The sequence below is a fragment of the Vibrio sp. OPT46 genome, from assembly GCF_015163535.1.
GTDB lineage: Bacteria > Pseudomonadota > Gammaproteobacteria > Enterobacterales > Vibrionaceae > Vibrio > Vibrio alginolyticus.
Genome location: NZ_JADDYG010000898.1, coordinates 108,663 through 109,464, shown reverse-complemented (window position 1 = coordinate 109,464; position 802 = coordinate 108,663). Strand labels below are relative to the sequence as shown.

Sequence of the window (802 nt, the reverse complement as noted above, 5' to 3'; positions counted from 1 at the left end):
GCAGTGTTTACTGCGATGTATCTCGACGTGGCTTGGCCGTGGTTCGCGCCAATTGGTACGTTCGTCTTCCTTTTGTTTGGTGTGTTAGTGAGCCGTCGTTGGGGCGCTGTGACTGCCGAGCAACAAATCTTTATCAATAATCAAAAACATCTTTTTGCAAAGCCAACCGCAAGCCATTACGGGCTGTTGGTGTTCGCTGTGGCGACCATCGCTGCTTGTATGGTTCTCCCTGATTGGCTTTATGCTGCATTGTCGTAATAGGTAAGTTTATGCTGTCCATCTTTGATATTTACAAGATTGGTGTGGGCCCTTCTAGCTCTCACACCAATGGTCCAATGATCGCGGGTTACCACTTCACTCGTTTGATTGAATCGAACTTGGCAAAAGTGGTTCGTATTCAAGTCGATTTATACGGCTCACTTTCGTTAACGGGGATTGGTCACCATACAGACCGTGCGACCATTTTGGGTCTGTTGGGTAACAAACCAGATACCATCAAAATCGCTTCTGCGAACAAAGCGATGCGCAAGGCGATTGAAGAGGGCATGATGTCTGTCGATGGCCGTCATGAAATCGAATTCAACTACAAAACGGACATGTTGTTCCATGAAGAGAACCTTCCTCTGCATGAGAATGGCATGACGATTACTGCGTTAGATGCGCATGGCAATCAGGTTGGGTTTGAAACTTACTACTCTATCGGTGGCGGTTTCATCGCAACGGCGGATGAACTGCAAAATGGCAGCGCGACTGCGCCCGTAGAAGTTGAGTTCCCATTCTCCAGTGCGGACGAAATGTTGGC

1 protein-coding gene and 1 pseudogene are annotated in these 802 nt (G+C 48.1%); both read left to right on the top strand.

Annotation, left to right across the window (positions count from 1 at the left end; translation table 11 throughout):
- A pseudogene (locus IQR33_RS31905) lies at nucleotides 1-258 on the top strand (sodium:solute symporter); the annotation flags it as partial.
- Between the two features lie 11 nt (nucleotides 259-269).
- A partial coding sequence (locus tag IQR33_RS35105; RefSeq protein WP_322631818.1) for a serine dehydratase beta chain occupies nucleotides 270-802 on the top strand: 533 nt, incomplete at its 3' end.